The 22497-nt window shown below is 57.9% G+C and carries 18 protein-coding genes and 2 pseudogenes; 9 read left to right on the forward strand and 11 right to left on the reverse strand.

What is annotated here, in order from left to right; all coding sequences use genetic code 11:
- Positions 1-48: 48 nt before the first annotated feature.
- The 8 genes and pseudogenes from RPG13_RS30905 to RPG13_RS30940 all read left to right on the forward strand — a co-directional run bounded on the left by RPG13_RS30905 (position 49) and on the right by RPG13_RS30940 (position 7094).
- Positions 49-291, forward strand: coding sequence for a nodulation protein NopA (locus RPG13_RS30905; protein WP_224570034.1), 243 nt, complete (start codon positions 49-51; stop codon positions 289-291).
- Between the two features lie 116 nt (positions 292-407).
- Complete coding sequence (locus RPG13_RS30910) at positions 408-1298, forward strand: SctD/MshK family protein (protein ID WP_337126770.1); 891 nt, start codon at positions 408-410, stop codon at positions 1296-1298.
- A gap of 232 nt (positions 1299-1530) precedes the next feature.
- Positions 1531-3594, forward strand: a complete 2064-nt coding sequence (gene sctV, locus RPG13_RS30915; RefSeq protein ID WP_135937772.1) for a type III secretion system export apparatus subunit SctV — start codon at positions 1531-1533, stop codon at positions 3592-3594.
- Positions 3595-3647: 53 nt separating this feature from the next.
- Entirely contained in the window at positions 3648-4181 is a 534-nt protein-coding gene (locus tag RPG13_RS30920) for a tetratricopeptide repeat protein (RefSeq protein WP_246684448.1), read from the forward strand.
- Between the two features lie 801 nt (positions 4182-4982).
- Positions 4983-5481 (forward strand): annotated as a pseudogene (locus tag RPG13_RS35005) (TolC family protein); the annotation flags it as partial.
- Between the two features lie 129 nt (positions 5482-5610).
- Positions 5611-6081: a MucR family transcriptional regulator gene (locus tag RPG13_RS30930; RefSeq protein WP_127211804.1), complete on the forward strand. Its 471-nt coding sequence runs from the start codon at positions 5611-5613 to the stop codon at positions 6079-6081.
- Between the two features lie 405 nt (positions 6082-6486).
- Positions 6487-6633, forward strand: a complete 147-nt coding sequence (locus tag RPG13_RS30935; protein WP_337126772.1) for a hypothetical protein — start codon at positions 6487-6489, stop codon at positions 6631-6633.
- Between the two features lie 245 nt (positions 6634-6878).
- Positions 6879-7094 (forward strand): hypothetical protein, encoded by a 216-nt coding sequence (locus RPG13_RS30940; protein ID WP_128176729.1) that lies wholly within the window; start codon positions 6879-6881, stop codon positions 7092-7094.
- 600 nt (positions 7095-7694) lie between these two features.
- Here the strand turns inward: RPG13_RS30940 and RPG13_RS30945 are convergent.
- Both RPG13_RS30945 and nifA read right to left on the reverse strand, forming a co-directional pair.
- Complete coding sequence (locus RPG13_RS30945) at positions 7695-8258, reverse strand: sugar O-acetyltransferase (RefSeq protein WP_127211807.1); 564 nt, start codon at positions 8256-8258, stop codon at positions 7695-7697.
- A 319-nt stretch (positions 8259-8577) separates the two neighbouring features.
- Positions 8578-9630, reverse strand: a pseudogene (gene nifA, locus RPG13_RS30950) (nif-specific transcriptional activator NifA); the annotation flags it as partial.
- A gap of 1581 nt (positions 9631-11211) precedes the next feature.
- Here nifA and RPG13_RS30955 point away from each other — a divergent pair.
- Positions 11212-12129: a LysR family transcriptional regulator gene (locus RPG13_RS30955; RefSeq protein WP_128176747.1), complete on the forward strand. Its 918-nt coding sequence runs from the start codon at positions 11212-11214 to the stop codon at positions 12127-12129.
- Positions 12130-12177: 48 nt separating this feature from the next.
- Here RPG13_RS30955 and RPG13_RS30960 read toward each other — a convergent pair whose 3' ends face one another.
- The 9 genes from RPG13_RS30960 to RPG13_RS31000 all read right to left on the reverse strand — a co-directional run bounded on the left by RPG13_RS30960 (position 12178) and on the right by RPG13_RS31000 (position 21755).
- Positions 12178-12981: a TIM barrel protein gene (locus RPG13_RS30960; protein WP_337126773.1), complete on the reverse strand. Its 804-nt coding sequence runs from the start codon at positions 12979-12981 to the stop codon at positions 12178-12180.
- Positions 12982-13144: 163 nt separating this feature from the next.
- Positions 13145-14206, reverse strand: coding sequence for a LacI family DNA-binding transcriptional regulator (locus tag RPG13_RS30965; RefSeq protein ID WP_337126774.1), 1062 nt, complete (start codon positions 14204-14206; stop codon positions 13145-13147).
- A gap of 294 nt (positions 14207-14500) precedes the next feature.
- Complete coding sequence (locus RPG13_RS30970; protein WP_337127080.1) at positions 14501-15784, reverse strand: dicarboxylate/amino acid:cation symporter; 1284 nt, start codon at positions 15782-15784, stop codon at positions 14501-14503.
- 390 nt (positions 15785-16174) lie between these two features.
- The gene (locus tag RPG13_RS30975; protein WP_127210727.1) at positions 16175-16930 is read right to left on the reverse strand and encodes a sulfotransferase domain-containing protein; all 756 of its coding nucleotides are present in this window, start codon (positions 16928-16930) and stop codon (positions 16175-16177) included.
- A gap of 275 nt (positions 16931-17205) precedes the next feature.
- Positions 17206-17994, reverse strand: coding sequence for an ABC transporter permease (locus tag RPG13_RS30980; RefSeq protein WP_127210726.1), 789 nt, complete (start codon positions 17992-17994; stop codon positions 17206-17208).
- A 3-nt stretch (positions 17995-17997) separates the two neighbouring features.
- On the reverse strand, positions 17998-18906 hold the full coding sequence (nodI, locus tag RPG13_RS30985; protein ID WP_127210725.1) for a nodulation factor ABC transporter ATP-binding protein NodI: 909 nt from the start codon (positions 18904-18906) through the stop codon (positions 17998-18000).
- Positions 18907-19170: 264 nt separating this feature from the next.
- Positions 19171-20496, reverse strand: coding sequence for a chitooligosaccharide synthase NodC (nodC, locus tag RPG13_RS30990; protein WP_127210724.1), 1326 nt, complete (start codon positions 20494-20496; stop codon positions 19171-19173).
- Positions 20497-20511: 15 nt separating this feature from the next.
- Positions 20512-21168: a chitooligosaccharide deacetylase NodB gene (nodB, locus tag RPG13_RS30995; protein WP_135937775.1), complete on the reverse strand. Its 657-nt coding sequence runs from the start codon at positions 21166-21168 to the stop codon at positions 20512-20514.
- Positions 21165-21755: a NodA family N-acyltransferase gene (locus RPG13_RS31000; RefSeq protein ID WP_127211607.1), complete on the reverse strand. Its 591-nt coding sequence runs from the start codon at positions 21753-21755 to the stop codon at positions 21165-21167. Before RPG13_RS31000 ends, nodB begins: the two co-directional genes overlap by 4 nt.
- Positions 21756-22497 lie beyond the last annotated feature (742 nt).

Raw genomic sequence — 22497 nt, forward strand, 5'->3', positions numbered from 1 at the left:
ATACAGGCCGTTATTGACGGCACAACTCCAACAGAAAAAGGAATGATCATGGCTGCAGTTGATAATAATAAAAAATCAGGCAATACCAATACCAGTAGCGCCGGCAATACCGATAAAACTAACAGTGGCACTCCCGGCAATACAAGCGGAGCTGATGCTACTGCTTTTCAGGCGCAAGTGCAGGAACTAACCAATGTTAGCTTGGAGGCGACGAAAAGGAGTGTCCAGTTGCGCACTCTAACGACCAATCTCCAGACCATCAAGAAGGCCGCCGACGAACGCGTTTCGTAATGTCGGAAGCGGCTTTTAGACTGCCCCTAGCGCGTCTCCTTATTGACGCGACGTAGTCCCGAAATGAGCCGCATGGCAATTGCCGTGCGGCTTCTATCCTGTTTGAGAGATGCTCTGTGGATGACGCCGTTTCCCTCCGTTTCGAAGTGCTTTCGGGGCTCTATTGCGGACTGACCGGCAAGACGGATCTTCAAACGTGTTTAATCGGCAGCGGCTTCGATGCCGATTTGGTCTTTGTCGAGCAAGGACTGGCACCGCATCATCTTCGTGTAACTCTTCTTGGCAAGTCGATCGAACTCGAGGCGCTTGCACCCGGACTCAGTATCGAGGGCAACCGGAATATCGCCGCAGGCCAGTCCGTTGTTGTGCCCCTTCCTGTCGTCCTGCTCGTAGGCGAGATGTCCATTGCTTTGTCCGTGCAGGATGCAGAGCCGCCTGGTTCGACCGGCATACCGCGCCTACCGATCGGTGTGCTCGCCATGGTCATAATCAGCTCACTCGGGATCGGCGCGCTTTCAGGCACGATCTCCTATCTTGGCAATGCAAGTGGATCGAGCCCCAATTCACTTCGGGCTGAAGTCGCGTCCAGAACGATCAGTCACCGCGCTGACAATGAACTTACGGAGGCAGCGGCCCAAGAGCTGCAGGAGGAAGTCGATCGAGCGGGTCTTCTCGACGTCAAGATTGGGTCGGCAAAGGGTGTTGTGACCGCCGAAGGCACCGTCACGTCTGAATCGGTCATCAGCTGGCAGAAGCTTCAGCAATCGTTCGATCGTCGCACCAAGGGTGCTCTAACACTGGTGAACGGAGTGCTCATCAAAGAGGAGAAGGCGCCATCCGCAATCGCGGTCGAAGCTGTGTGGCATGGGGTCCAACCATATATTGTCATCGACAGCGAGAAGTATTTTGTCGGCGCCATTTTGGCTGATGGATGGGTGGTCGATCGTATTGAGGACAGCCGTGTGCTGCTGAGCAGGAATGGCCGCATTGCTGCTCTCCCATATTGAAAGCTCGCAGGCCCCATCAAGCAGCACTCTATGGCCAGCCAAACATCCTGTCGCGCTCGGTGCTGACAAGCTGGCTGCGTTGGAAACATTTGCTGCCCAGCCATTTCGCGCCTGTCTGTGGCTCTCATGCAGGGTCACGCGCTGGCCAAGGCCGAGGCGCCTTCGGAGTTCGAAAGCTACGTTTCAGGGCGTAACAGCAGAGTAAGTCTCAACCGATTGCAAAGGTGTCTCGATGGCCAACGTCCTGCGTGACTTCATCAAGCGTGCGCCGGCCAGCCCGGATTTAATGGTCGCGTTGATGCTGCTTCTGGCTGTCGCGATGATGGTCATGCCTATTCCGGTCGTGGTGGTCGACGCACTGATAGGATTCAATATGGGGTTGGCCATACTGCTGATGATGGTTGCCCTGTATGTCAGTACTCCACTTGATTTTTCCTCTTTGCCCGGCGTTATTTTGATTTCCACTGTATTCCGTCTCGCGCTCACGGTCGCAACGACGCGACTGATCCTGGCCGAGGGGGAGGCCGGCAGCATTATTCATACCTTTGGCGATTTCGTCATCTCAGGCAATATCGTGGTGGGTTTCGTCATATTTCTGGTCGTCACCATGGTGCAATTCATGGTCCTCGCGAAGGGTGCCGAACGGGTGGCAGAAGTGGCGGCGCGTTTCACGCTGGATGCTCTGCCGGGCAAGCAAATGGCGGTCGACGCAGAGCTACGCAACGGCCACATCGATGCCAACGAATCCCGCCGGCGGCGCGCCGAATTGGAGAAGGAAAGCCAACTCTATGGCGCGATGGACGGCGCGATGAAATTTGTGAAGGGCGATTCCATCGCCGGGCTGGTGGTTATCTGCATCAACATGCTGGGTGGAATTTCGATCGGCCTGCTCTCCAAGGGCATGTCCTTCGGCGAGGTACTGCATCACTATACTCTGCTGACGATAGGCGATGCATTGATATCGCAGATTCCGGCCCTTCTGCTCTCCATTACTGCGGCGACCATCGTCACCCGTGTGACTGGGACGGCGAGGATCAACCTCGGTACCGAAATGGTCAGTCAGCTCACGGCCAGCACTCGAGCCTTGCGACTGGCGGCCGGCGTCCTGGTTGTGATGGGGTTCGTTCCTGGGTTTCCCCTCCCCGTCTTTCTGATGCTGGCCGCAGTGTTCGCTGCGGTAAGCATTGTCAAGGCTGATGTGCTGGGCGCCGGCACTGCCGATGCGAAAGATGGAACTGCAGCGGAGCCTAAGCAAGCCGCGCCTGCGAAGGAATTCCCGATCGCATTTTTTCTGGCGCCAAATCTTATGCAGGCGATCGATCAAGCCGAATTGCAAAAACATATTGGGCGCGTCTCGCTCCTGGTCACAGCCGATCTGGGCATTATCGTCCCCCGCATCCCTGTCTTGGTTGACGAGCAGCTGCCTGCATCGCAATTCCGGATAGATGTCGAGGGCGTGCCAGTCGAACAGGACGCGATAGATCCAAGCCAGATGACGCTCCGAGCCGATGTAGCGCACGTCGACTCGAGCGGTATCCCCCTTAGACGTGAGCCGAAAACGGACAGACTCCCGGTGGAACATACCCCTGCACAGGCCCTTACGGGCGCCGGCACGGAGCATCGGGCTCCCGGCGAACTCCTCGCCTTGCGCGTCCATGCAGCGTTGACCCGCTACGCACCGCGATTGGTGGGCATCCAAGAGACGCGACATTTCCTGGGCCGAATGGAGCAGGAATATTCTGAGCTTGTGAAAGAGGTGCTGCGCACGACGCCGATTCCTCGGATTGCCGATGTTCTGCGCCGCCTCCTGGAGGAAGGTATACCAATCCGCCACACCCGTCTCGTCTTGGAGGCATTGGCCGAATGGAGCGAGCGTGAGCAAAACGTTGCCCTGCTGACGGAATATGTCCGTTCTGGTTTGAAGCGACAGATCTGCCACCGCTATGCCAACACCGAGGGCATCGTGTCCGCCCTGGTCGTCGAACGCGAGAGCGAGGATGTGTTGCGTGGCGCGGTTCGAGATTCGGATGCAGGCCCCTATCTCGCACTGGAGGATCGGCAAAGCGAGGCGATGCTATCACAGATACGTCAGGTCGTTTCGAACACAGAACCGGGTCAAACCCGCCCTATTCTGTTGACGTCAATGGATGTCCGACGTTTCGTCCGCGGCTTTCTGACGCGAAACGGGATCGATCTCGCCGTGCTGTCTTATCAAGACCTCGCCTCCGACTTTACAATTCGCCCCGCAGGATCCGTCAAACTCCCGCACGGATCGAACAGCGGATTGTTAGAGTAGTTCCACCTTTCCTAACTGAACGCCACGCGCCTCCCTGATAACCGAGAGATAATATGAAATTTGTTAGTAATACAGTTTCTCCATCGCCTATGTTTCTGCGCCGGAACTCACTTCTTTTTGCCGTACTCGCCATTCTGCCTTTGGGCGGTTGCGCCAGCTGGCAAAAGCCCGCTCTTTCCGTGCAGGAGACATCTTCCCCAGAGTTGCTCAGCGCCGATCAAATCGATCCCGCTATGCGGGAACGCATTTTGCGCGAAGTTGGTCAGGATGTTCAAGAGCGGGCTTTGCGGGATGAGGTGAAGCAGCACCCGGACAATGTCGATGCGGCGATACGGCTTACAAAAGCCTTGGTGGCCCAGAAGCGCCCGCACGAAGCAGTTGAGGTGCTCGACAGCGTCTTGGTTGCAGCCCCAGCAAACGTACGTGCATTGAATGCGAAGGGCGTGATCTTGGACATTGAGGGGCGGCATGACGCGGCACAGGCCCTGTATCGGCGAGCTCTCGAAACCGAGCCAGGGAATCAGATGGTGCAGCATAACTTCAATCTGTCGCTTGCCTTAACGGCAAGTCCGAATAGCCAAGGTTAGCACGATCGCAATAGGTGGGCACAGCGCATGTGCAGCCTATTCCCCGGCTCGAAGACGCGCTCGGCTCCCATCATAGATGGCCTCTGAAAAGAGCCATATCTACGCAAAGCTGTTGCTCCAGATCTAGCCGGCAGAGATCGGCAGGAGAGCCGGATGACATCACTCTCGGCCACCCGCAAGGCCATCCGCCTCGCTTCTTTGCCAGAGCGCCTTCGTGGTTGCCCGCGAGATACGCTCTCCCTTGCCCGTCACCGTCTCGCAATGCGGCGAGCCACCTGGCTTAAAGGGGTCGACCGAGCGCGCGATGCAGTAGCATGAATACGTAACGCAGCGACAGACCGCGCGCGGTGCCGATGATCAACTGGCGCTCTTGCGAGACGAAATGATTTTCGCAGCCACAGCCGGATCGTGTTGCGCTTGTGCTGGCCGTCCCTGCCATTAGAGCACGGTGATAGTAGCTGGATCTATTCTGGAGGCATCAATGGTGTGGATGCCCTCGATCCAAACAATCGACTGTTGAATTCGTCCGCGTGACGAAATTAGCTGCGGCAATCCGACTTCCGAAGCCTACAGGCGCAAAACCAACAGCGTGAGCGCTGCGGACCCGGAGGCAGGCTGCAAAGTGCAATCACCAGCGCTGATACGCGGCAAGTGACGAATGTATCGCTCGGGCGACTCCCGTGTTGTGCACGGTTGCCCGCGAGGTGATGTGTAGCAGCTTGGCGCCCGCATGGCAGTCAAGCTTTAGCGTTCACGAAAGCAGAAATGATTTGAGACCAAGCAAAAGACCGGTTTTTTTAGGCTGTATCGCTATATTCGAGCGGCGCCTCGGCCGAAACCGTTTTGAGCGCCCTGTCGAAGGCCACCAGTATAATTCTTCGCTGAATTCGTCTCGCGCCAAGGTTCGCGTCACCGCCGAGAGCGTGGCCATCGCCAAGTCGGGGTGGCGCCCGACCATCAAGGGTTCCGCGAGCGTTGATCGCTCAAGCAGCCACCTCAATGAGAGGAATGATGACGCGCGTTTGACTTCCGGCAAGTATGGAGTCGAGATCAATCAGACGCTGTTAGACGGTTTTCAGGCGAAGAACAGCGTCGCCGCAGCCAAATCGCAAGTCAAGGCTTCTGTCGAAAGCCTGCGCAACACCGAAAGTAACATCCTGTTCAACGCAGCCCAAGCCTATATGGATGTCGTTCGCGATCCGCTGCCCTCGCACAGGTTCTGATGAGCGCTGCGACTTATCGCCAAATCATCTGCGATGAGCCGGGCAAACTCAGGCCCGCTGCGGTCTTAGCGAAACTGACGGGATGCGTCCCCGAGACTTCAATGGTGGAGGAGCAGCGCACCCGTCGATCCATTTGCTTTCAGCAGCAACCGCCACTATGTAGCGACACTTCGCCCGACTGTGTTTCAAGCTGCCCGGAGAAGTTTATGACAGAAGAAGCCCACAACACCGACATCCTCATCGAGCTCACTGCCGATGTTGTGTCAGCCTACGTCTCCAACAACCCCGTCCCGGCGGGGGAGCTTCCTGCCCTGATCGCCCAAGTGCACGGGGCTCTAAAAGGCACAGCCGGGCTCATACCGGCAGAAGAGCCCGTGCCCGTGAAAAAACCTGCTGTCCCGATCAAAAAGTCGATCGAACCGGACTACATCATTAGCCTTGAAGACGGCAAGAAATTCAAATCGCTAAAGCGCCATCTGGCGACGCACTATGGTCTGACCCCCGACGAATATCGCGCCAAATGGGGTCTGCCGTCGGATTATCCCATGGTCGCGCCGAATTACGCCGCTACGCGCTCCGCCTTGGCCAAGACCATGGGACTCGGCCGCAAACCGAAAGAGCCGGAAGCCCCGGCGCCGGCGCCGGCGAAACGGACCCGCAAGAAGGTCGCAGCCTAAATCCGTATCAACAGTCGTCCGGGAGCGCAGCAGCCGTAGGCCAATCTGCGCGGAATCAAAGGGCGGGGACGAGCCCCGCCTTTCCCGTCTAAGGGCCTCATTCCCAGAGGAATTCGCGACGGCTCCAGCAATTGCTGCCGCGGCAGTACCGGGTTGCATGCTGCGGCCGGGGCTTCGAGCCGGTCAGTTCGTCCGGAGTGTGTCGCATCCTTCCCGAGTCTTGCCCGGACGCATTACAAATTCAGCCAGCCTTGCTGATGCCCATCAAAACCTGGGATCAAACAGCTATCCAGCATTTCCGTTGCGGCGCTGGAAAGCGTTGCACGCGACGTCGCCAATGAACCGGGACTGACGCTGGACGACTGGTGCCCGCGCCTCGGCCTTCCTCGCCCGCTCGGCGAGGCCGTGGAAAAGCGCTGGGGTTTTGCCTCGGACAAGGCAAGACATATTCGGGAGGGACAGCAACTCGGCGATGACGAGGCAGAGCTGGTTGTCAGCGTCGCCTGCGCTGTTTCGATCTTCCTGGTCCATCGCACGCAGCAGGTGCGCTGAACGCTCGCCAAATCCTATTCCCAGCAGCGGGAACAGCGACAAAGGCTATTGATTTCGACGCCTGGTCGAGACACGACCGCCGACTTAAACGATCCCCCAAGCACGATAACGCCCCCTGCCGCCACTTCCTGTAAGCGGAACGCCGCAGTTCGGTTCCCGCCATCGCGGACGAGCGAAGTCGCTACATTGGTGTCGGCAGTGAATGGGACGCTGATATACGCTCTGCCATCCGGTTGAGCTATTGCATGCACGCCACACACCCGGACGAGGGCGAACGCAGTCCGGCCCAGCACCAACATGTCGTCATGGGTTTCCCACGCGCCGCGTCGGTTCCACAGCAGGCGCATTTGCGATACGAGTTCCCCGATCGCGGCTACGAAGATAGGATCGGCGGCCTGCAATTCGGCGGCAACGTCACATTCTTCGTCCGAAGTGCCATCGAGATGGCCGAACAGGTATGACGCTATCCGTAGCGGCTCCAGAGCCGCTCCGCCCACTTCCTGCAAAACGCGCTCGACATCTCTATGGGTCCGGTATGAACGGATGGCCTCGCGGGCATGCGTACGCGCATCGTTCAGGCGGGAAGTCAGGTTCTCTCGGAAGCGCTGTTCCTCGTTCCGCGCGAGACGCGCCGAGATGCGACAAACGGCGTATTCACACCAGAAGCTTCGGCGAATTGGCGCTCGAGGAGGCGGACGTACCCCGCAGGCGTCTGGTCGAGCAGGATGCCAGGAAATTGTCGTTCCCGGGCGGCATTCTCTTCCACATGCGCGCATTCATGCGCGACAATGCGAGGGCTACCCGGAAGTCCTCCATATTGCGCTCGTCCGCCGCCGCGGCTCGACTCGTCGGGGTAGAACGCTAATGGCAGCACAACGAAGGCGCTGGGGCGGGGACTTGAGCACGCTGCTGCGCATTAGGCGTATGATTTCGCGACCCGTGGAAAATGAACCGAAGCGGCCCGAGCCGACCGCGACAAAATATGCAACGCTCAACTGCTTCGACAAGAAATTCGGCACAGTTCGACAGCCCGCAGACACCTCCACGATCAAGGAGGTTGATTATGCCTGTTTATTTGGGTTGGCCACACGAGCAGGAATTCCCACTACCTTTGCCCCGGCGGGAACATCTCGCGTGACCACGCTGCCAGCGCCCACGACCGCATTATCGCCAATCGTGACGCCAGGCAGAATGATTGCTCCACCGCCGATCCAGACACGGCTGCCAATGCGGACAGGACGCCCGACCTGCAGGCCGGCCTGCCGCTGCTCGGGATCATGTGGATGATCGGCGGTATAAATCTGCACGGCAGGCCCAATTGCCGTTCCTTGCCCGATCGTGACCTCTACCACGTCAAGAATAACGCAGTTGAAGTTGATGTAGGCATTGGCGCCAATGCGGATATTGAATCCGTAGTCGCAAAAAAAGGGCGGACGGATGACCGTTCCGCGCCCAACCTCTCCTAGCCGCTCGGACAAAAGCTCATGCCAATGCCCCGGGGTCTGGCCTAGCGTATCATTGTACCGTTTGATCCAAGCCCCGGTGGCCAACAGGTCAGCTTGGATCTCCGGATCCGCCGCATTGTAAAACTCGCCTGCGAGCATCTTTTCTTTTTGGCTGCGCATATAGTCTCCCGTCAGGTCGTGTTCCGTGCAGTGATGCAGGAACGCACATCAAACTGCCTCGGCCACTTTGTAACTCGGTTTGCCGGCGCGCGGTCACGAAACGGGGCGATAGTCTCGTCGCGACCAGTGCGACGTTGGAGATATCGCAGATCAACCGGTCGCAGGCGCCATTACCTGACCAAGTCGGCAACTGTCCAGCGGTCGAACTCACTTTCCTGCCCATCTCAGATTGGCGCGCGATATCGAGCGGTAAGCGACCGGCGTATGTAGCGACCAGTTCCCGCCCTGCGGACATCCAACTCTCGCTCGGCGGTTTGTTTCAGAGACGCTTGATCTTGACGCCGTATTTCCTCAGCACGTAGCCAATCTGGCGCGGAGTCAAACCAAGCAGGCGCGCCGCCTTTGCCTGCACCCAGCCACACTTTTCCATTGCTGCAATGACCGTATCGGCATCGGACACCCTCCGACCATTCAAGTGGGCTGCCGCGACAGGCCCTACCGGCGCTTGCCCGCTGCCGACGGGCGGGACGGCAACGGCGGCCAAAGCCTCGGTCGATGGCGTCGGCTCCGGCTGTTGCGCGATCTTACACGGTCCGTCCTTCCACAGCGCCTTAGCGAAGCATTGACCGACGCAACAGGCAAGGTGAGTTCTGAGGATTGATGGACCCGTCGCCAGAACCGCTGTCCGGTGAACGCAGTTTTCGAGCTCTCGGATGTTGCCTGGAAAATCGCAGTTCATTAGCGCCTCAATCGCTTCGGGAGTGAAGGTCAGCCTGCGATCATTCTCAGCATTGAAATTTTTGAGAAACTCAGCGGCCAAGAGCGGAATATCACCTCGTCTTTCGCGCAATGCCGGCACGCGCAAAGGGACGACGTTGATGCGATAATAGAGGTCCTCCCGGAACTCATTGGATCGAACCGCCTTTTCCAAGTCCCTGTTCGTTGCGGTGATCACGCGAACATCGACTTTAATGGTGTGGTTGCTCCCGAGACGCTCAAACTCCTGCTCCTGCAGGACACGCAGTAGCTTAGCCTGGAACGAGGCCGATATTTCGCCAATCTCGTCCAGAAACAATGTGCCTTTATCGGCAGCCTCAAAGCGCCCCTTGCGTGAATTGAATGCGCTGGTGAAGGCACCCTTCTCATGACCGAACAATTCAGATTCCAGAAGCGTCTCGGTGAGCGCCGCGCAATTGACCTTGATGAAGGGCTGCTTGGCACGGGGCGAGAGCTCGTGAATGGCCTTGGCAACCAGCTCCTTCCCGGTTCCGGATTCACCTCGCACCAGGACCGTAGTCTTCGCCTTCGCCACCTTGCCGATCTCCTCACGCAGCTTGCGCAGCGCCGGACTGTCGCCAATCATCTCCTTGATAACTTTCTTACGCTCCATTTGGCAGCCCGTCCCACTCCGCCATCCGCCGACAGAACTTCACGGAACGGTGAGCTACGTTGCATTTCATCATTGTCACCCTCCGATCTCGCGCCTTCGTTGCCTCGAAGCTTTCCGGCGCGCGGACGCCCTCGGCAAATGGCAATGGCGCCTGAGCCATCGTTGCCTATCACCAGGACGAGCGCCTTCTTCTCCTCGTCGGGCGCCCGCAATATGCGGGCTTGTTTGCGCAGGCCTTTACTCGACCGGCCGCCGTTCTGTCCGGCTTCTGCCGCACCGCAACCTGCAAACCCATCGTTGACGCAAGAGAGGGAGGGTAGTCAATCGAGCTCTCCTTGCATTTGTGCGAGGAAAATTGTCAGCTTGATAGAGTTCTATCAAAACGGGAGAAACGCCCCGCCCACAATTTGGCTGTACCTGCGGCGTTCAGCGTACGTGACGACATGTGCGGACTTGCCCCAATTGCCATCCGAGTTGTGCGGAAACAGTAGCCGCTGCGCTGCTCGCTTCAACAGCATGATGCCGCTGCCAGTAGAGGCGGCGGCTCGTCGAGCGAGGCTGCTTCTGCCCATGCAAGATTCCAGAGCATTGATAAAATCGTTTGTTTCAATGAAAGGCATCCACACTTTGGATAGTTGACCACGCGTTTCAAAGGTCGTGAACTAACATCTCCTCGTTAAACTCGACGCGCTCCCGACAGAGCGCAACCTCATGGGCGCGGCATGCAGGATCAACCGAGCCCAGCCGGTCATGAGTGCGGCCAGCGCTCGGCTGCTCGATTATTTGCGCGACGAGCTCGAGACCATGGCCGCGGACGTATTCAAAATTAACGCTGCATCCGAAAGCTCTTGCCCTCCAGTTCGCGACGCTCTCCTGCCCATCCAGTGCTCGTTTATTTCGTCGGATAGTTGACCCGGCTCTGCCCAATCGCCGCTTCAGGATCATTCTTTCCGATTTCGTCACGCTCGTATTTCTGCCGCGTCCTACACCGGTTGGGCCTGAACAAACTGAGCGCCTTGGAACCCGAACCCGTGCGTCGTGACCGGGAGCATCCGGGCGAACTCATCCGCTCGGGGGCATCGCAGGACGTCATGCCGGATGAGCGCAAGACGAGTGCCGGTGCCTTCGTGGAGGCCGCCGTAGCCCCCTTATGCCAAGCTGGGCACCCGGGTCGAGCGCGTAATGACCGACAATTGCTTCTGCTACAGTCAAACGCTTTCCGGGCCACCTGCAAAGTCTTCACCCGGCCGTAAACGCCCAAGCCAACGACAAGGCTAGGCGCTTCGTTCAGACAGGCTTGCGCCAGTGGGCTTAGGCCGAGCCTACAACAGCTCTCAAGAACGCTGCCGAACTGCTGCATTGGCTTCGCCGATAGAATTGGCACAGGCCTCACGGCAGCCTGCACACTACCGTACGATTGCTCGCTTCGGCAGATCACGCCGTTGACATGTCGGACCTACGTCATCCATCGTAAACTTTTTGCGACAAAAGATTGCAAGAAGGTTATATTGTTAAAGTCGTTTGTTTCAGTTAAAGGCATCCATCCGATGGATGGCTGATGACATGCGTTTCAAAGGGCTTGATCTAAATCTCCTCGTTGTGCTCGACGCACTGCTGACGGAGCGTAATCTCTCGGCGGCGGCACGCAGGATCAACCTGAGTCAGCCCGCCATGAGTGCGGCCGTCGCCAGACTGCGCGATTATTTCCGCGATGAACTATTTACGATAAGAGGCCGCGAACGTTTTCTAACCCCGCGTGCGGCAGCATTTGCCCCTGCAGTTCGCGACGCTCTCCAGCACATCCAGTGCTCGATTATTTCTTCGGATCCGTTTAACCCAGCTCGATCCGATCGCCTCTTCAGGATCATTCTTTCCGATTTCGTCACGCTCGTGTTTTTCGAAAAGCTTGTGGAGCGTATTTCACGGGAAGCCCCCGCCGTCAGCTTCGAACTGCTGCCTGTCGACGATAGCCCCGATGAGCTTCTCCGGCGCGGTGACGTCGATTTTCTAATTCTACCGGATATGTTCACGTCGAGTGTGCATTCAAGCGTTGCGCTGTTTGACGAGAAGCTCGTGTGCGTAGGCTGTCCGACAAACAAGCAGCTGCCACAGCAGCTTACATTCGAAAGATACATGTCGATGAGGCACGTCGCGGTCAGGTTCGGGCGTACGATGAAGCCGTCTATCGAGGAATGGTTTTTGCTTGAGCATGGCCTTAAGAGACGTGTCGAGGTCGCCGTGCAGGGCTTCAGCATGATCCCACCTATGGTGTCCGGCACAGCTCGTATAGCGACCATGCCCTTGCGGCTGGTCAGGCATTTCGAAAAAACGTTCCCCCTGCGGGTCATCGAACTTCCGCTGCCATTTCCCACATTCACCGAGACCCTCCAATGGCCGGCCCTCCACAATAGCGATCCGGCAAGCATCTGGATGCGGGAGATAATGATGCAGGAGGCATCTCGGATGGCTGCCCCGCTGTGAACCCACGGAAAATTCAGGCGCACCTATATTCACTACTCCTGTCACCATCTACTCTGACGACAATAGCCCTCGCTGGATAAAGTCGATGCTGGCGGCAAGTGCGCCTGCGAGATCGTCCAGAGAATGGACTTCCTCGACCAGCTCGAACGAGAAAGGTCCCGCGTAGCCGCCATCCAGCAGCGCCTGAATCTGGCTGCCATTGTCGGAACCTCCAAGAAAGCGATCGGGGTAAATCCAGAAGGTCGGGTCATTTACGCTTGAAATGTGCACCAGGCCAGTAAGCTCGCAGAACAGGCATGTCTCCCCGGCCAGGGTGTGGTGGAACGTGTCGTGCACGAGGCGAAAGACGGACTGGCCATCAACCGCGGCAACGGCCTCGGCCGCTTCCTTCTTTGATCGAAGCGAGCAGGTTCGGAAACCCAGCGGCTCGATGAGACCGATCAGACCCCGCGACTGGAGGATTGGCTTGATCTCGTTTAGAGCGAAACGAAGATTGTCCTGGCGCTCGCCATTGGCGGGCCACGAGCTGCGGTTGGCCGGCACCAGCACGAGCGTCTCCGCCCCGCACGCCGTCGCATAATCGGCGAGGTTGCTTGCCTCGGCCTGACGCGTTGGAGTCCAGTCGTCGAAGCGCTGCAAGGCGTTGACAGAGATGATCGTGACGCCCGCTTCGGTAGCGGCAAACCGGACGTCCGCAGCCGGAATGCCGCGTGCGACAGGATTGCTGAAATGAGGGTAACGGATTTGGACGTCGGTCAGGCCTTGGTCACGGGCAAGCGCGAAAAGCGCACTGACGTCAAGGCGGGGCGCCGCCATGTGATCGAATTCAAAGCGGGGCGATACCTGGCGCATTGCTTGACTTTCCTTCCATGAAGCGCGGCCGCCATATCGGCATCCGGCTTCTTTCAAGACGGAACCACGCCGGTTCACAGATCGGACAGAGACCGCCTAGTCAATCGAGCTTTCCTTTCATCGGTGAAAGAAACTGGGCGCTCATGATAGAAATCCATCAAGCTCAAACATTTTCTGGAAGATAGATGTCGAACGGCAGAAATGTCTGCCCCGAGCTCTCCGCGACGCCGGCTTTGATGGCCCGCTCCATTGCCATTATCAGCTCCTGGCAAAGTCGGCGCATTGGCGTGCCGACCGCCATCGTCAAGATGTCATCCGCAAGCGCCCCACGTGACTGCGGCGTGATTTCACTCACGATCGCGACGAGATCCTGACCGCTCCCCTCTTCTCGGAGCGCGGAAATTGCCCCCTCTATCCCCCCGCCGGCCATATAGAAGCCGACGAGCTCTGGTTCCCGGTGCATAAGATCCAGCAATTTTTCGTAAGTGAGCTGCCGTTTATCAAGGTTCACGAGCGTATCAAGCACCTCGAATGTTGGCGCGTTCTCACGAATATACGAACGAAAGGCGATTTCCCGGAGCGCATGGGCCTGGAAACGGTGGCTTCCGACAAACACCGCCACCTTGCCGGGCCGTTTTGCGGCCTTGGAAAACACCCAAGCGGCAGTCCGTCCGACCTTGCGGTTGTTGAGGCCGATATAGCCCTCGCGCACGCCGTCGGCGAAGTCAGACAGCAGCGAAAAAACCGGGATACCTTTCGCTTTGAGCTCCTCGACTGATGCTGTGATCTTCGGGTGATCGGCCGCCACCATGGCGATCGCCTGGCAGCGGCTTCCAAGGTCCTTAAGAAGCGGGAGCAGGTCACGCGGCAAATGTGACTGCGCGAACTCGATGACCGGAAGGCCGTGAAAGGATTGGGCCAAACTGACCGACGCTTCGATCTCGCGAGCGAAATCTTGGTAAAAATGGTGGGCAGGTTTTCTCAAGATGAAGCCCAGCTTGTAGTGCGGCAGGTGCTGCTGCAAGCGCTGTTTGATGAGGCCGGCAGCATGATAGCCGATCGCGTGCGCGGCCGCATGGACCCGCCGGGCAGTCTCCTCCCGCACCGGAAGGCGTACGTTCAGAACCCGATCGACTGTTGCCACGCTGACTCCGGCTTCGCGGGCTAGATCGGCAATTGTGACGCGCTTGCCCCTGGCGATTCTGATCGGCCGGTTCTCCGTCATCCGGTGCGCCCCGGCGACGGCTTGGGGCGGCAAGGTGAAGTAATTCCCACACCCCGCGCTCGACAGCGGATTCGACGAACAGCGCTCCAAGTGCAACCAGATGCGTATCCGTGAACCGTTCGTTTGCTTAGGTCGTCCATATTGTTTGTATTACTCACCGCGTTAGTGCTTCTATTTCCCGCTGAGCACTCTTTGGAGCCTGGCGATTCGATTGTTGTGGCCAAACCCCTCGATACAGGTGGCGCTGCTGCAACCTTGGTCGGCGGGGTGGCCAGTTTGAAATCGCGGAAAGCCCTAACCGCGGAAGGCGGCTTCCATCCGCGACTGGTCCAATTCGCCTTCCCAGCGGGCGACAACGAGCGATGCCACCGCGTTGCCGACTAAATTCGTCAGCGCGCGGCATTCCGACATGAAGCGGTCCACGCCGAGTATTAGAGCCATTCCAGCAACGGGAACACTCGGTACGACAGAGAGCGTAGCGGCCAAAGTGATGAAGCCAGCGCCGGTGACGCCTGCCGCACCCTTCGAGGAAAGCATCGCAATCAGTAGCAGGAGGATCTGGTCGCCAATTGACAAATCAGTGTTCGTCGCCTGGGCGATGAAGAGGGCCGCGAGCGTCATGTAGATATTGGTACCGTCCAGATTGAATGAATATCCAGTCGGGATGACGAGACCCACGACCGAACGCGTGGCGCCGGCCTTCTCCATCTTCTCCATGAGCGAGGGCAGCGCGGCCTCCGAGGAGGACGTTGCCAGGACAAGCAGCAGCTCGTCCTTGATATAGCGGACCAGGGAAAAGATCGAGAAGCCGTTGTAGCGGCAGACCGCGCCGAGAACCCCGAACACGAAGAGGAAGGCGGTCAGATAGAAGGTTCCGACCAGCATCGCGAGATTAGCCACCGAACCGATTCCATATTTGCCGATCGTGAAGGCCATTGCGCCGAAGGCGCCGATCGGTGCGGCCCTCATCAGGATGCCGACGAGCTTGAAAATGGGGGCGGTAAGCGCCTGGAGAAAGGAAACGACCGGTTTCCCCGTCTCTCCGGCCATCGCCAGAGCGATGCCGAACAGGACCGAGAAGAACAGGACTTGCAGGATGTCGCCGTCCGCGAAGGCACCGGGAATGGTTGACGGGATGATGTTCATCAGGAAACCGGTCACGGACTGCTCGTGGGCCTTGGCCACAAAGCCCTTCACGGCCTGGAGATCGAGCGAAGCCGGATCGATGTTGAGGCCAGCGCCAGGGTGAACGACATTTGCGACGATAAGTCCGACGACAAGTGCGAGCGTTGAGAAGGTGACGAAATAGATCATCGCCTTGCCGGCAACGCGGCCGACCTTGTGAAGATCGTTCGCGGCGATGCCGGTCGCAATGGTCAGGAAGACGACAGGTGCGATGATCATCTTCACGACCTTGATGAAAGCATCGCCGAGCGGCTTCAGGCTCTCGCCGGTCTCCGGATAGAAATAGCCAATTGCAGCCCCCAGGGCGATGCCGGCAAGCACCTGTACGTAGGCGTGGGCAAAAAGGGGCTTGCGAGGCGCTGCGTTCGCGCGGCGGATTTTTGGAACCAACACCGTTTCTCTCCCAGACCGGCTCGGGGGTCTCCCTTCCCAGCTTCTCCCGTCGCGGCGCTCCGGTCGGGCGCTGCTGTCATCTCGGCGCAAGCGCCGTGCCAACTGGGAGACCTGTCCCAGCCAGCGAGGTTGGTGCGGGTTTCGCACTGGCTGCCTTCTACCGTTGGCGGAATCTCGCAGCCAAGGCTCGCCAATGGGCGGGTACTGACAAAGTGCTTCGGTAGTAGAGGAGAATTGACTAGGCTGCCTTGCGACATCCCCTTTGATTTTTGCTGCAGATCGGCTGCCCGCCGATATCTCTGGCGCCTTGGTGCGCCCCTGGTTTTGTCGTCTTTGCGACAGAATGCGTAGCATACCCTACACAACCATCAGAGCACGCGGGACACGCGATTAAGTGGACGAGCGCCTGGAATTTCCGAGGTCAAAAAATCTTGAATAAGGTCCGCGTGCGAAGTGAATCCGCAACTCATCAAAATTCTGCACCGTTTGGTCCAGCGGGCGCGTTTCCTGGCGCTGCAGGATGGCGTGATCTGATGGCGGACGCGCTGGAACGCCTAGGAAATCCCAAACCGTTCCCAAGCATCGGGCGGGTTCGTGAAGAAGGCTCTCGTATTCCACTACAAGCAGGTTGCTCAACGTGAAGGAGTGCGCGACGCGAGTGTGAAAATCGTCGGCGGCTTTGAAGTAAGCCTCGCAGTCAGCGATTGACAATCTGACGCTCGGCGGCCGAGCGGCATCCGAACTGAACTTTAGCCATTGACCGCTTTGCCTCGCCTGCACAAAGGATCGGAGCGATTCCAACATGTTTCTGCGAATTACGAGGATGACCTTGAGTGCTGGCCAACGAGCCAGTTCAGCAAAAAATGCCGGACGTTCGTGAAACTGAGGTTCATTGATCTTGCAGCCAAGGTGCGTCACATTCTTGACGTCCCGCATGGGGCAGCGCAAATAGGCAAGCTCGAGAAGCTCGCGATCGGTGCGTAGCAGGCGATCCTTGCCGGGCCAATTGGGATCGTATTCGTTGAGCAACTCACCGTTACTCAGTACGGTCGGATGCTCGTTTATCAATTCTTCTAAATAGTGCGTGCCGGTTCTTGGCATAGCAAGAATCACAAAAGGCTCAGGCGTTGGTACGTTGTGGGTCATTGCATATGTTTCCAATTAAAATAATGGCGCGACGGTTTAGGGGACGCCCAGCACAAGAAGCCTGGCTGCTATATCTTGAGACGCGACGGATAGATCCGCGCTCCACGCCACTGGACCGCAGCTCGAGGTTTGGTCGCGAAGATGGGCGGCGCCTCAGCTTCGGTGTTGCTGTACCACTCACGATTCCTAGGCCAAGCACGCTTGCCTCCAGGCCGCCGTGGCCAGTTCGCGATGCAGCATTGCGGACCTCCTTCTCGTGCTGGTCGTAAGTAGCGTCAACGCATCAGGCGTCGACGAAACAGTCCAGCCGACAGGAAAAACGGCAATACCGCGTATATGCAAAGTGCGCCGATATGCAGCCCGACATTGTCGCCCACGCGGCCAAGCATCACCGGACGAATTAGGTCGATAGAATTCGCCAGCGGCGAGAAAGCCGCTACCTGCTGAAAGGCGCCTGGCAATTGGCTGACTGGAAAAACCGCGCCTGACAGGAACAGCATGGGTGTGATGACCAGCGTCTGATAGAATATAAAATAGTGGTAACTAGGCGCGAGCGCGATGACGACCATCGCCAGGCTCGCAAAGGCGAACCCGGTGAGAGCGATGACCGGCAGCACGTAGAGAACGGACGTCCACGCGGCATAGCTCAGCGTGGCGGCAACAACAGTAATTGCCGTACCGGCCAGAAAGGCCCTGGTGGCTGCCCACGCCAATTCACCGAGAATGATGTCGCCGAGGGTAAGTTGTGTATGCAGGATTGCTTCCCAAGTGCCCTGATCGCGCATGCGACCGAAAACCGCGTAAGTTGTTTCGAAGGTCGATGCGGTCATCGCGCTTGTCGCGACCATGCCGGCTGCCAAAAATGCAATGTAGGAGGCACCTTCAACGCGGCCTACCAAAAGTCCAAGGCCAGTGCCGAGCCCGAAAAGGTAAATCATAGGATCGGCAAGGGTACCGAGAATTGAAGCAAATGCGACCTTCTTCCATGCCATATGGTTGCGGCGCCATACCGCGATCCAGTTCCACGCGTTGGCGGGTAGAGCCGCTGTAAAACCTTCACCCATTGTTCACTTCTCCATCTCACGTCCGGTTAGCCGCAAGAAAACGTCCTCCAGACTAGGTGGTCGTTCCAGAAGACGCAGACCCGCGCGACCGCGAAGCTGGACACGCACCTGCTCCGGATCAGGCGCATAGCAAAAGAGCGTCTCGCCGCTTACCTCGATACGCTGAACGTACGGCCTGATCAGCGAAATCAGCTCCTGTGGATTGCCGCCGAAGATCTCGATCACGTTGCACCCAATGTACTCGTCGATCAGCGCATGAGGACTGCCCTCGGCGATCTTGCGTCCCCGCTCGAGAACACACAGCCGATCACAAAGCCGCTCAGCCTCTTCCATGAAATGGGTGGTCAAAATGATCGTTTTTCCGCTCGCCAGCAGGAAACGAAGTCGCTCCCAGATCAGATGGCGGGCATGCGGGTCGAGGCCGGTCGTGGGCTCATCCATCACAAGCAACTGGGGGTCGTTGATCAGAGCACGTGCCAGCGTCAGGCGCCGCTTCATCCCGCCGGATAGCAGGCCGACACGTGAATCCGCCTTGCTCTCAAGGCGAGCGAACTCGAGGAGCCGTGGGATGACGGCGTTGATCTCTCTTGTACTCATGCCGAAGTAGCGCCCGAACACCAACAGGTTCTCACGTACCGTAAATTCCAGGTCGAGATTGTCGAACTGCGGGACCACGCCTATGCCCTTGCGGGCCAAGCGGCTGCGTGCCGGCAAACCGAGGACTGTTATATCACCCGCGTCAGGCCGGGTCATACCGAGGAGCATACGCGCAATCGTGCTCTTGCCTGCGCCGTTCGGCCCCAGCAGACCGAAGCACTCTCCCGATGCAACGGTGAAGGACAGCCCGTCCACAACGAGCTTGTTTCCGAATAATTTGGTTACGCCGGTAAGGTCGATTGCTACATTGGACATGCGTTTATCTCAAGCGGAATGAGTCCGATTGGCCACCGGCAGCTTACTTACGAATTCTGGTTCAGAGCAGGCCACCGCCTTGAGATGGCACCTTTGGAAAGTCGCGGCCGGAGCGACGCGTGTATCGCTTCCGCCAAAGAATTAACGTCAAGATGCCACGTGTCGCTTCCAGATAGTTCCCGTTCTGACCATAGGTGTAACTCGACAAGCTTCACCACGTGTCGACTGACACAACTTACTCGGTCACTCGGCGCTGCAGGGCCGTCAGACTTCACCAGCCGTGAGCGAAAGATCTGCAGTATGAAGTGACTCCGCAATTCCAGAATCGTCCGCAGCATTTGCTCCGGCAAGCGGCATTGCGCTTGTGATTTCCTTTTTGTTCCTGTTGGGCAGGGGAACACTTTTACGCGACAGCCAATCGCTATTGCTCAATGTACACAAGGCGTAAGCCTTCAAGGGGATCAACAGGAATATCCTGATGAACGCGTGCATTGAATAGCCGATGAATCGAAGCTGCCGAGTCCGGAAAGATAGCACCGTAGATCTGATTGTGGTCATGGTGACAATAGCCAGCACCGTCCACCAATTTACTGTATGTAAAACTAGTAGCTCACCGAGCGCCGTTACTACCGCGATGCCGAGCAACAATGGGCCGAGATTCTCTCCCATCACATCCAACGTTAGATAGCGATCCAGGCCACGCAGTAGACCTCGCGCAAGCATCGTGTCCCGAAAAGTGCTCCGTGCCCAGCGGAGTTGTTGGCGCAAATAAGGTCCCAGCTTGTCCGGAACGACTGTCGCCGCGACGGCACCTGGAACGTACTCGGTTCGAAAGCCTGCTTTCAGCATGAGGATCGTAAGATGACGGTCTTCACCGAAGTCGCTTGGTTTCCCCCTGAACAGCTGCGTCTCGTATTGATCCAGCAGAGAAAGGAGACAAGACCGGCGGTACATTGCACATGGGCCGCAGCAGCACATGACCGCACCAAAGCGACCTTGCGCCGCGCGCTCCTCATTGCAAGCCAGCCAGTATTCCATATCGATCAACCGGGTCAACCAAGTGTCGCTGCGGTTGTATGCCGTCAGCTGGCCCATGGCCGCTCCGACCATGGGATCCCGCATTTTTACTGCAAGCTTCGTGATGACTTCGGACGCAAGTATCGTGTCAGAGTCGACGCTGAGCACGAAATCTCCAGATGAGCGGCGGATGGCGGCGATCTGCGCCTTGCGTTTGCCAACATTCTCGCGGAGCAGAATGAAATTGAACCTCGGGTCGCCCTCGTAGGCGTGGTGTACCGGGATGACGGCATTACGATTTCCAGAACCGTCGTCAACCACATAGACCTGAAATGTTCCGGCGTAATCTTGATTTGCAATGGAAGCTAAACACGCCGCGAGTGTGCGCGGGTCCTCATTGTAGCAGGGGATAATGACATCCACGCTCGGCCAACGGTCGGATCCGAACAAGCTTTCCGACGGCGGCGTAACATTTTCCGGTTGGGAGTAGACCGCTTGCATGCCTCTGTAAACAGTTGAGAGCACCGCATAAGACGAAACGGCAACAGTACTGGCTGTGGTGAGAAGGTCCATAGGATCTCTGTTTGTTCAGGGATGTTGAGGAAGTGATCGGATTACAAATCCGCGGCCGTGCAATTCTGGAATGAGGCGTGACAACGCTGTCACCGTCTGGTCGCGCAGACTGGCTTGATTGCCTGGTTGCAATTCGTCGGGAGCGCACCCGTCGTGCAACAGCACGATTGCGCCCGGCCGGATATCGGCGAGCACTCTGTCGACGATGGCGTCAACGCCGGGGCGAGACCAGTCGCGTGGATCAATGGACCAATGGACGGGCGCCAATGCCGCACCCGCTGATGCAGCGATTACTTCTTCGGTCCAGATGCCATACGGTGCACGAAAGTACCGAACCATGGCCTGCGGGCAAGCCATCCCGATGACTCTGTTTGCCTCAACTATCTGGCGGTCGACTTCGACGGGCCCGCATTTAGCCAGGTCCGGATGAGTCATTGTGTGGTTGGCTATACCGTGCCCGTCTGTAATAATTCGGCGAACGAGTTCCGGCTCATCGGCCGCGTAGGCCCCAACAACGAAGAAGGTCGCCGGCACCTGATGTTGCGCCAGCACATTGAGTATCTGCGGTGTGAAAAATGAATTGGGACCGTCGTCAAACGTCAGATAGACGCTGCGCTCTGCAATGCCATCGGCGTCACTCTGCCCTTGGCATATGTAGTCCAGAGGCTTCATAGTTCCGGACCGTTCCGGTCGATCAGGGTACCCGACGGCCACTCGTCCATCGAGCGTCCGATCGGCGAAACCAACACGAGTACGTCTTCCAGGCGTGTGGGCGGCAGGTCGGGATGCACGTCTGGACGGGTCGACCGTACGCGAACGCCCGACACAATGTTGGCGAGGCCGGCTCTGCAGAATCTTTCGACATGGTTTCGCAGCGCGTGCCGAACCGTGCCGAAAGCGAATGGAACACCCATTTGCTGGAGCACGGGGTACGCAACGCGCATTGAAAAACTGATTCCGAGTCCCTCAAGATTCGGACGAACCGCGTACAAGCCCAATTCAGCGACGACCAAATCGACCTCGCCAACCCTGATGAAGCGCCGCAGCATGCCGATGTGAGCCGCTACCCCTTGCGCGTCGTAGCCGATTGCGCGGAATTCCGGCCTCGCGCCGGCCCAACTGCGACCGCCTTCGAATGGCTCTGCGTTAAAGGCGCCAGTCCGTCCATAGGTCTTTCGGAAAAAGTCGGAGAGTTCGACATGGTCGGCCAGTTGCAACTCATTTTCCCAGCACAACTTCCACTCGACATTCGGGCGCATGGAAGACCTCACCTTGTAGCTGTCTGGTTGAGATAAATGTCCAAGCATAATTGGCGTCGTGCGAACGCGGCGTAACTTGTGCAGACCGCCGAAAGACCAAGCCGCAATGCAGATGCGACTGACTTTGTGCGCCCTGCACACCAGATGATGCTCCTCGGAGCCAACGCAACCATCGGAATTACCTTCTTTCCAACTTGAAGCGCTTCTATGGGACCTGCAGCAAAAACGGCAAAATCCTTTGTTTAGATGAAAGGTATCCACGCTTTGGATAGGTGCGCGAATGCGTTCCATATGACTTGTCAATTATCGTCATCACGCTCGAGGCACTTCAAACGAAGCGCAAAGCTCACGCCCGCGGCACGCAGGATCAACTTATCCCTGCCGGTAAGTGCGGTCGTTGCCGGGCCGCGCGATTATCTCCGTAAGAGCCGAGCGGAGCTCAGAAACGACGATTGATCAGCGTCTGATTCGCGGGTTCAGTATCTCTTTCGTGTATCCAGCTCTGGCTGTCCTTTGGTGGGAGTTGGTTTCGCCCAAGTTCTGGGCTTGGGGGCGTCGGCCCGTTTCGCCGCACAGGCTCCTTCGCACATCGTCGAGGCCGAGAAAGAGGGGGGCCACACAGCTCCCCCTGTACTTTCCACCACCCGACACCAGCGCTCACCCAGGGCGCAGGCCTTGCTTACCTCAACGGATAGCGCACTCGCGCCGCTTCACGATTAAAAGAATTCTACAAGCAGATGCC

The sequence above is a fragment of the Mesorhizobium sp. ISC15 genome (assembly GCF_037162615.1).
Taxonomy (GTDB): domain Bacteria; phylum Pseudomonadota; class Alphaproteobacteria; order Rhizobiales; family Rhizobiaceae; genus Mesorhizobium; species Mesorhizobium mediterraneum.